Annotated in this window: 3 protein-coding genes; all 3 read left to right on the top strand. The window is 65.1% G+C overall.

What is annotated here, in order from left to right:
- The first annotated feature begins 408 nt into the window (after positions 1-408).
- The 3 genes from ACFWV3_RS20665 to ACFWV3_RS20655 all read left to right on the top strand — a co-directional run bounded on the left by ACFWV3_RS20665 (position 409) and on the right by ACFWV3_RS20655 (position 10,773).
- Positions 409-4,575, top strand: coding sequence for an NB-ARC domain-containing protein (locus ACFWV3_RS20665; protein WP_382413004.1), 4,167 nt, complete (start codon positions 409-411; stop codon positions 4,573-4,575).
- A 604-nt stretch (positions 4,576-5,179) separates the two neighbouring features.
- Complete coding sequence (locus ACFWV3_RS20660; protein WP_382413003.1) at positions 5,180-6,925, top strand: DUF6119 family protein; 1,746 nt, start codon at positions 5,180-5,182, stop codon at positions 6,923-6,925.
- 182 nt (positions 6,926-7,107) lie between these two features.
- Entirely contained in the window at positions 7,108-10,773 is a 3,666-nt protein-coding gene (locus ACFWV3_RS20655; RefSeq protein WP_382413002.1) for a hypothetical protein, read from the top strand.
- Positions 10,774-10,785 lie beyond the last annotated feature (12 nt).

Below are 10,785 nucleotides of genomic sequence, written 5' to 3'. Positions count from 1 at the left end.
CAGCTGTTCGCGTCGTTCTTGTGGCAGCGGAGCACCAGATCGGACTCCTCGCGAAGGATCTCGATGATCATCTGCACTCACCTGCCCTTCCGCTGGAATGCGGACAGGCACACCCACGGGTGCAGGTCCTCCTCCTCGGCGGGCGGTACGTGCAGTCCGAGCCTGTTCATGCGGTGTCTCCCCATCCGTGTGGTGCTGACGGGGAGAACAATCCGAATCAACCCGGACAGTGTTCGTGACGGCGATCCGGACAGAAATCTGGACAGATGACAGACAGCCCAGGTCAGACCCGGATCGAACTTTTTCGACTTTCTGCGGAACGACACGACGGACCCAAGGGTCACAGCATCGGTACGACCTGAACGGACTGACATAATCGGACATCGGTTCACGCCGCAGGAGGGCTTGGTGGAGGTACGGCTGCTCGGCAAGGTCGGTGTGCACGGCCATGGCGTGGAGCACCCTCTGCCCTCCACTGGTCCGCGATGCGTCCTGGCCGCCCTCGCCTTGAACGCCGGCAAGCCCGTGCCCGCTGACAGGCTCGTGGACTACATCTGGTTGCCCAGCAAGCAGACGGACAAGTCACCGGGCACCTTGGCCAAGTACGCGAACCTCGTCGGCAACGCGATCCGGAAGGCAGGCGGAGAACCCGAGTCACTCCGGTACGACAGTCGAGACCGCCGCTACACCTTGCACATCGCCCCGGCGGACGTGGACTACCACCGGTTCGGCGCGCTTCGTGCCGAGGCGCGGCGACGACAGAACCCCGATCTCTTCGACCAGGCCGCAGCGCTGTGGACGGGCGAGCCGCTGGCCGACGTCCAGGGCCAGTGGGCCGCGAACCGCCGACACGACCTGACCACCGAGCTCCGCGAGTTCCAGCACGAACGCTTCCAGGTGCTGATCACGGCGGGCCAGGCCGATCGTGTGTTCCGGGAGCTCGCGCTCCTGGTGGAGGACGCCCCCGAGGACGCGTTCCTCACCGACGGCGCGCTGGCGCTGGCCGAGCTCGGCCGACGCGCCGAGATTCCACAGTGGATCGACAGGTTCACTCGGCTCTGCAATCAGATCAAGGAAGCCTCGCCGCTTCCCAAAGCAATGGCCGAGGCTCGACGTCTCAGCTCACCGGTCCGTGGACTCGACGGCGGCGCTGACGAGTTCGGCCGGGCTCTCGTGCCAGACAGCCTGGCTGAGGCAAAGGCCACGCCGCTGCGCGGTGGTCCCGACCTCGCCGAAAAGGTCCGGCCCGGCGGCATGGCCCTGCCGTCGCCCCCACCAAACTTCGTTCCACGTCCAGTCGAGGGCAGTCTGTTGATCTCCGCCCTGATCGACGCCGACTCGGCGACCACGGTCGGCCTAAGATCGGCTACCGCCGTCCACGGCACCGGCGGATACGGCAAGACAAGCCTCGCCGCTTGGGCCTGCCATTCGCCGGAAGTCCAGGCGGCGTTCCCGGACGGCATTCACTGGGTCGAACTGGGTCGTGATCCATCGATGGAGACGATCGTCGGAGCTTTGTCGGATCTGGCCGCCATGCTGAGTGGCGAACGGCCCCGAGGCTATTCGACTGTGTTCGCGGCCGGTGCCGCGTTTGCCGAGGCCACCCGAGACCGGCGAGCTCTGATCGTCGTCGACGACGTGTGGAACGCTCGCGATCTCGACCCCTTCTTGCGCGGCGAACCGACCTGCAAGCTCCTGGTGACTACGCGCCAGCCGCGCAGCCTCCCCCCGGACGCCGTCCGGATCGAGGTCGACCGGATGACGCCGACGCAGGCACAGGCTCTTCTCGGAGCGGGGCTCGACCCGGCGACACAGCCGACAATCTTCCGCCTGTACGAGCGCTCCGGACGCTGGCCGATCGTGCTCAGCCTTCTCAACGGCGTACTGCTGAGCATGGCCAACAAATTCGCGCTGCCTGTCGCCGACATCGTTGACGACATCCTCGCCCGACTCGATCGCCTTGGTGTCGCTGGCCTCGACGCGATCGCCGACGAGCGGGAACGGACCATTGCTGGCACTCTCGAACTCAGCCTGGACGAGCTCGCCGCCACGGCGGGAGCGGACACCGTCCGGCGAATGATGACGTTGTGCTGCTTCCCGGCAGGCACGCTGATCGATTTCTCGTTGCTGGAGATCCTGTGGGACGCCGACCGCCTTGAGGTCCGCCGGACTTGCGCGGCTCTCGCCGATCGCTCGCTCGTACAGGGGATCACCCGCGACGGGGTGCACCTTCATGACGTCATCCACGACTACCTGCGGCGCTCCCGCTGGCCGGACGTCCTCGCAGGACACACCGACCTGGTCGGGGCGGCCCGCACGATGGTGACCGACGGCTGGCACGAGTTGCCACGCCGACTGCCAGCGCTCGTCAACCTGCTCGCGTACCAGCTCGTCAACGCCAACCTGGAGGACGAACTTCGATCGACCTTGTCCGACCTGCGCTACCACGCGGCGCGGATGGTCGGCTCGGGCCCGGCTGGCCTGGCCAACGACACCTTCATCTGCTCCACCGCGTTCACGCGCGATCCGTTCCTGGCCGCGCTCGCCCGCTGCTTGTCGCTGGAGGGCCACGTCGTTGTCGGCCTCGATCGTGTGGAGGACGTCGCCTCGACCTGGTATAGCCGCCTGGTCGGACACCGCGAACTCCGATCTGAGATAAGGCTGGCGGCGGACCTGCTAGCTGACGCCTTGGTCGCCGAGCACCCGTTCCCAGACCTTCCCGATGAACGCCTTCGCCAGGTACTCCACGGGCACGCCGGACCGGTGTCGGCTCTCGCCTGGCGAGCCGACGGCAACCAGTTGGCGACCGCGTCCGAGGACGGCACGGTCCGAGTCTGGGATCCACGATCGGGGCGCGAACTGCTCAGTGTCCGCCTCCCCGCGGACCGCAAACCCGGTCGGCTCGCATGGAGCACGGACGGTCTCCACATCGCCGCCGGCGGCGACGGGTTCGTGGCGCTGATCGATCCGGTTCTCGGCGACGTACTGGCGCTCGAACCGCTATCCGGTCCGGTCGGCAGCGTACGGTTCGCTCCCGGCTCTGACTACCTGTTGGTCACGACGGGTGACGGTTTGGAAACCCGCACCCTGGAAGGTCTCCGCCAAAGCGCACAGCTTTATCTCCGGGCCAAGTCAGCGATCTTCCTAGCAGACGGGCGGGCACTAGCCGCCGGGATCGATGGCCCCGGACAGTTGTCGACCCTTGACGTCGCAGCCGATTCTCTGGCGGTACTCCAGCAGGCGGAGACCCCGGCTCAAGTGATCCGCGGCTTGGCCAGACACCCCTCGGGCGATTCCGTACTGGTCCTCGCGACCGGCCCTGCGCTTCTACTCGTGGACCCAGACAGCCTCGAGCTCATCGCGCGATCCGCCGACCAGGATTTGGCGCGATCTGCGGCCGCGTGGAATGACTCGGGCATCCAACTTGCCGTCAGCACTGGAGACGGTCACGTCGACATCTGGGGCCGCCCCGAGGACGGCGCGCTGCATTTCGCCACAACCGACCCGCTGCGGCGGTCCTGGGAGGACCGACTGGGATTCGTCACCACACTCGATTACCACGGCCGACAGATACGGGATGTGGCATGGCAGCCTGGCGGCGACCAGCTGGCGGTGGCAGCCCACTCTCCCGTTGTCCGGCTGTGGAGCGGTCTGAGCGACGATCGGGCGACGTCCACCGACACCGGTTTGTACTGTGTCGCCTGGCACCCATCAGGCTCGCTCGTCGCCACGGGGGGCCTCGACGGCGAACTCCGCATCGTGCAAGCCAGCGACGGCCGTTCGTGGCCCCGGAAAAGGCACGACGGCCAGATCCGTGGGCTCGCGTGGAGCCCCGACGGCACCCTGCTTGCCACGTACGGCGAGGACGGAAGACTTCTGATCTGGTCGATCGGACCTGAGCCGACGCCGCTGGCTGCGATCACACCGAACCAAGGGCCCGATGCGGCGATGAACGACTGGGCAGGTCCGCTCGTATGGTCGACAGCGGGGATCGTTGTCGCCACGGGCGGCTTGATCTCGCTGGTTCAACTGACCGACCGTACCCCGCGGCTCGCGGGCGAGGTGAATGTCGGCCACTTCATCTCCGCCATGGCCTGCGCGCCGGGCGGAACGCATGCCTTCGTTGGCACCGCCGACACCGCCTTGACCATCGTGGACCTGGCGACGATGCAGGTCGCGCACCACGATGCTGGCGACGAGCCGATCGCCGCCATTCGTATGGTCGATGGGCGACCCGTCACCTGCGACCGGATAGGCCGGATACATATCTGGGACCGGGAAACCTGGCGACCCCACCCGCACGCCCTGCTTCCGACGGACACGTTCTACGACTGCGACGTGAGCGCCGACGGCAACGCGGTCGTCGCGATCGGCAGCGACAGTCACGCCTACCTACGCAGCGGGGCACCGGACCGACTCGCGTCATGCCTGCGGGTCGACGCCGCCCTGAACGCTTGCGCCATCTCACCCGGCGGCGACCAAGTCGCGCTTGCCGGAAGCGCCGGGCTGTATCGCTGTCGGATCGGCTGGACCCCTTGGACCACCGCTGGGTCGCCGAGATCGGCGGTCAGGTAGCGGGCTGTGTCGCTGCGACTGCGGTGCCCCACGAGCTTGCGATGCAAGAGTCGCCGAGACTACCCGCTCCCGTCCTTCTCACTCGCCTCCCTCGCGGGAGCCCCACATGAGCAAGCCCCCGCGTCCCCCGGCCCGCAGTCCATCTCGCTTACCGTTGAAGCCTCGCAAGAGGGTCCGCCGAAGCAAAGCAAGTTGGTTGCGTTCCTCGCCGCCCTCGCGTGCATCGGCTGCTGCGCGCTGCCGCTGCTGATACCGCTATGAGTTCTCGGCACGGCCGGAGTCGCCGTGGCCACCACCGGTCTGTTTGTGCTCTCCCCAGTCCTGTTCGGACTTGCCGAACTGCTCTGGTTCTTCCGCCACGGCCGGCTCGAGCAAAAGGCCAAGGCCTGCGCCGACGACTGCGTCTGCTGGCCGCTCAGGAACAATGCTCGAGGGTCAGCTCGTGAGGAGCGGGGTGCACGTTGACGCAGGGCCGTCTCCAACTGTTCGACGTGGATGGCCGAGTCCAGGCAACTGCGGAGCCGAACGACTGCCCTTTGTCCACTTTGGTGCCCTGTTCTCAGAGAACTCCTTTGCCCAGCAACGACCATCACACCATCGAGTGATGCAGACCGCCCGTTCGGACCACGACATGCCGTCGTGGCGGACGGAGTATCTCGCTGTGGTAATTGGTGAGCCTCTGGCCAGCCCGCCGGCCGACACACGCCGAGTGAACCTGTACCGGTTGCTCGGCGGCGAGAACCTGCGCGACCACCTCAGCGCACGTGCGACAGACGACCAGCAAAGGTTCCGCCTTCACGACGTGCGCGTCGGCGATATGAACGGGCTTCTGGTCGAGGGCTGGTCGGACGAGGAGCCGCTCGAATGGACATCCATGGTCCGCACGCTCACGACGGTCGAACTCCCGTTCACCAGCACCGTGGCCTCGGCAGCCCTGTTCGTCGACCTCGACGGCGAGACATTCGCTGTGACGTTCAATCAGGGCTGGCGTCTGGTGCGCGAGAGCACGATCGACCGCGGCTTCGGCATCGATTTCGCGGTCCGGGTCGTGGACGACGAAGAGATCAGACACGTCACCAGGTGGGCTCTCAGCGTCAAATCCCGCGTGGACCGCAACGTTGTACCGAGTGGACAGGGGTTGTGGAGCTTTGGCCTGCGCGAGCATGCCGAGCTTGTGCGGCAGCTCACCGCGATGGCCCGCGTCGACATTACGGTCAACCTGACGCACATGCGCAAGACGAGGTACCGACGCAATCCGCGCCTGCGGCTCGAGTGCGGCGAGTCGCTCAAGCTGCCGCTGAGCGTTCACGGCGACGGCCTGATCTCCGATCTCCGCGAGATCAGCCGTGTACTCCGCGAGCATCCCGTGTCCGAGGAACTCGGCCCGCTGCGCTGGGTTCGCCGGGTGTCCAACCGCGACGAGCGCCGAGAAGAACTCGACAGCACGGTCGTCACCATGCTCGCCGAGCCAGCCGCCTCACTTGGCGAGGTGGGCGTCGCCTACCCCGCCAAGTACTTCGACGGCCCTGAGGTGCACCGCTACAAAGGCACTCTGAACGGCACGGCGATCGACACCGACAACCTCACTCTGAACCATCTCGCGTCTCCGCTGCGGGACATCCCCGCTGCGGCACGGCTACAAGCGCTGCGCAGCGGTCAGATCGACGGTTACGACGAAGCCGGTCACAGCGCGACGGACGGAATGCCCGCCGTGCAGTGGATCGCGGCGGAAGTGGTCAACCCGTCTGGCCGGTACATCCTGCTCGACGGCGACTGGTACGAACTCGGCGACGAGTACGTCCGCCACGTCGACCGCGTCGTACACAAGGCGTTCGACAGCCCTCCGCCATGGCAACTGCCCGCGTGGTCAGACGCCCCCAAAAACTCGGGCGGCGTTGTCGTCGAGGGCGCGTACAACGAGCACGTGGCGGACGTCGACTCCAGATTTCTGTGCTTGGACAGGAAGCTCGTCAAGACCCGTGCGCACCGCAAAGGGTTCGAAGCGTGCGACTTGCTAGGCCCTGACAATTCGCTCGTGCATGTCAAGAAGACGAGCACGGCCACCGGGTCGAGCCCGCTTAGCCACCTTTTCGCCCAGGGTCTCGTCGCGGCGGAGAGCTTCACCGACCCCGAAACGTGGGAGAAGTTCCGCCAGGTCGTTGCTCAGCAGGACCCTGAGCGCGCAAGTCGGCTGGGAACACGTCCAGGAAGCCTGGTCTTCGCTATCCACCACGGTGACAAGGCACTCACGGCGGGCAACCTCTTCACGTTCGCCCGGTCGACCCTGGTGTCCGCGTGGACAACGCTCACGACCTACGGAATCCCGGTGCACGTAACTGTCATTCCATGACCCAGTAGCCGGCAACCGGGCCTTCCGCGAGTGACACAACTGGTGACCGAAGCGTGCTCGTATCAGACCGGCTGACGAGCGGTGCAGGAAACGTATCGGCGAGTCGCACAACCGAACCGGAACCGGCGGATCACACTCGTAGATCAGCAAGTCGGGACGGGTCGTGTCGAGGTGGAGCCAGAATGAGCAACGCGGTCGGCGGGAAGCCACTGGACGGTTCCACCTCGACGACGCCGGTCGCACCGGCCAAGCAGGCGTCGCTCGAATCGTTGACCTCGCGGTACGTCGCCGAGCAACACGGGACGTATCTTCGCCTTCTCCAGGAAGCGGTGCAGAACAAGAGAAACCTGAACATCGCCCTCACCGGCAGGTACGGAACGGGCAAGTCCAGCGTGCTCGACGAGTTCGTTGACAAACGCGAGAAGGACAAGACTCTGCGGGTGGCGATCTCCACGCTCGGACCGACATCGGAGACCACCACCCTCACCAACAGGATCCAGAAGGAGCTCGTCAAGCAGCTGCTGTACCGCACAGCACCTCATGACTTCCCCTTCTCCCGTTTCAAGCGCATCAGCCCGTTGTCCTGGAAGCGCGCCCTTGCGGAAGCCGTGGCGGTGGTCGCCGTCGTCGGCGGAATCCTGGCGTTTCTAAACCTGCTCCCGAAGGTCGCGGCCACGGGAGCTAATCAACCCACAGCAATCCGTGTGCTGGCATGGGTTGGCTTCGCTCTCCTGGCCGTGCTGGTGCTGGCCACGCTGCGCCGGCTCATCTACGGCCGTTGGTCGGTCTCCGACGTCTCAGCAGCCGGCGCCACGGTCAAGTTGACCCAGCAGACCGCGACGTACTTCGACGAGTACTTGGAAGAGATCGTCTACTTCTTCGACGCTGCTCCACACGACGTCGTCCTCTTCGAGGATCTCGACCGGTTCGACGACCCCCACATCTTCGAGGCACTACGCGAGCTGAACACCCTGCTCAACGCCACGGCCAAGCGGCAGAGGAAGGACGTGCCCCTGCGGTTCGTCTACGCGATCAAGGACAGCCTCTTCGAGGAGCTGGGATCCGACACGAAGAAGGCAACCGACGACACCGCCGCGGCCGAGACCATCCGCGCCAACCGCACGAAGTTCTTCGACGTCGTCATCCCTGTCGTGCCGTTCATCTCGCACCGCAACGCTCGCGAACTGCTGGACGGCCTGCTCAAGGAACACGGCGTGCAGGAGAAGATCAACCGAGCCCTCATCGCGTTGGTCGCCCAGTACGGCACCGACATGCGCTTGCTGAAGAACATCTGCAACGAGTACGCGGTGTTCGCCGAACGCCTGCTCACCCCGACCAAGACCGCCCCAGGCCTGACGGCGACCAACCTCTTCGCGCTCGTCGCCTACAAGAACTTCCACCTGCGAGATTTCGAGAAGATCGCACGGCGAGAGAGCAACCTCGACACCCTCTACGAACACCACAAACGCCTGGTGCGCCACGCCATCGACGTGCGAGAGAAGCACAAGCGCGACATCCTTTCGAGGGCCACGATGCCCAAAGCAGTGGAAAGGGCGGCCACCAAGCTGGGTAGGCGCCTCGTCGCCCTTGGCCTGGCCGCCAAAGGCGCCTCCGGTAGCGCGGGTTGGTCAGGCATTCGATTCGTCGTCGGTTCAGATCTTTACGAACAGAACCGCGTGAGCTCGCGAGCGTTCTGGACGCAGGTAGCCGAAACCGGCCAGATCGCAGTCCAAGCCACCCATCAGGGGTACCAACCGGTCGACGTAACACGGCTCAACCGCGATCAGATCGCAGAGGTCTTTCCCGAAGTCGCCGATTCCGAAGACTGGACCCAGTTCGACCGACGAGCAGGCCAGGACCTACTCGAGACCCTCAACGCCGACATCGCTCTCGTCCGCGGAGCGGACTTCCAGGACCTCGTCGGCAAGGACCGGTTCACGTCGTCCACGGAGGACGGTGAACGCACTTTCTCGCAGATGGTGGACGAGGCCATGCAGTCAGAACTGGCCCGCGAACTCGTACGCCGCGGGTACCTCGACCGCAACTTCACTCTCTACGCGGCACAGTTCTACGGCGACTTCACCGGCGTCGACGTGGCCAACTTCCTCGTACAGACCGTGCAGCCCAACAAGATGAGCATCGATCACTCGTTTACCAGCCCTTCGGCCGTCGCGAACCTGCTGACCGAGGCGCCACCCGATTTCCTACAGACCATCAGCGCCTACAACGTCGCCGTGCTCGACGACCTTCTCGAGCGAGACCATCCCGGCGCCACGGACATCGCCGCCACCGTCGCATCTGTCTTCGGCGCCGAGGCGCAAGAGTTCCTGAAGGCGTACCTCAACTCCGGCACTCAGCGACCGGCGTTCGCAACCCTGTTGAGTCGACACCCATGGCTGCAGGTGTTCACACATCTCGTCAGCGACGACAGCATCCCAGCAGACGTCCGCCCATCGCTCGTCGATGCCGCTCTCCGCGGGTGCAAAAGCAGCACCAAGTACGAGCTCAGGCCCGAAGTCCGCGACTACATCGCCGAGCACTACCTCGAAATGGAAGCCTTCACTGCTCCTCAGCCCCAGAACGTCACGAACGAGGTCGTGGGGCTGATCGCGAAGGCGGACGTCGTCATCTCCCGCCTAGCCGGACTGGACAGTGCGATGCGGGACACGCTCGTCGGCTGGCATCTCTACGCACTCACGGCGGACAACCTGCGGGCTGCCCTTGGAACCGCCGGAGACGTCAGCTTCGACTCCGTACGTGAGAACTCGCCGGTATCCGACTACTGCTTGACCAGCCAACGGGAATTCCTCGAAGCGGTCAAGCACGATGACCTCACCCCCTATGTCGCCCTTACCGAAACCGCGGTCGTCGAGGTTCTCACCACCGCCGTCAACAGCTGGAAGACCGACGAACTCCGGACCTTCATCTCCATGGCCGCACCCGAAAGCCGGCTGAAGCAGCTGGACGCCGCTCCCGAACAGTGCTGGCCAGACCTCGCCGCACACCGCCTCTTCGAATCCACCACAACGAACGTGCAGGCCTACAGCACCTCGGTCGGCACGATCGACGGTGCCCTCGCACGCTTGCTCGTGGAGGCCGGAAAGATTACCAACGACACCACCCCGGACCTCGCAGCCACCGTCGCCGTCAAGGTGTTGAACGCCGCTGACGTGATCCCCGACCCCCAGCAGCGGGTCACTTTGGCCGTAAGCCTGAACCTCCAGGAGGACATCGCCCCCGACGAGGTCGAACCTGTTGCCGGCAACCTTTTCGCGCTCCTGCTCGAGACCGAGCTGATCGAAGACTCAGCTGTGGCGTTCGCTCACTTCCGGAGCGCGGGTTGGCCGGCCGTGGAGTCCGCGATCGTGAAATCCAAAGCGTTCCCCGAGTTCATGAACCCCGAACTGCTCGCTGGCTTCATAGGCGAACTACTCCGAAGCAAGGTGATACCTCGCCCCATCGGTGACAAGATCATCGACGAACTCCAGCAGTACCTGCCGAACGACGACATGGAGGTCCTCTCCACCGCTGGCCACTACGCGATCGCTGGACAGCGAACCGTCGCTGTCGACCAGCTGCGCCGGATTGCAGCCAACACCCGCGATCGCTCCCTCACACTTCGCTTGCTGGCCACCACATCGCCGCTGCCGCCGGTACCAGCCATCATCGACGTGTTGGCACAGCTTGGAGAGCCCTACAGCAACTTCGCGAACCGCAGCAACCTCAGGTTCGATCTTCCGATGGACGACGACCATCAATTGATCCTTCGCCACCTTAAGGCGGCTCGTGTGGTCGCCGGATTCCCACGGAAGCGGAACAGCAAATTTGACGTGAAGCTCGTCCCTTAGTGGCCTTCTAAG

It is taken from the genome of Lentzea sp. NPDC059081, assembly GCF_042738015.1.
GTDB lineage: Bacteria > Actinomycetota > Actinomycetes > Mycobacteriales > Pseudonocardiaceae > Lentzea.
Note: the sequence above shows the minus strand (reverse complement) of the source record. Positions and strands in the feature narration are given on the sequence as shown.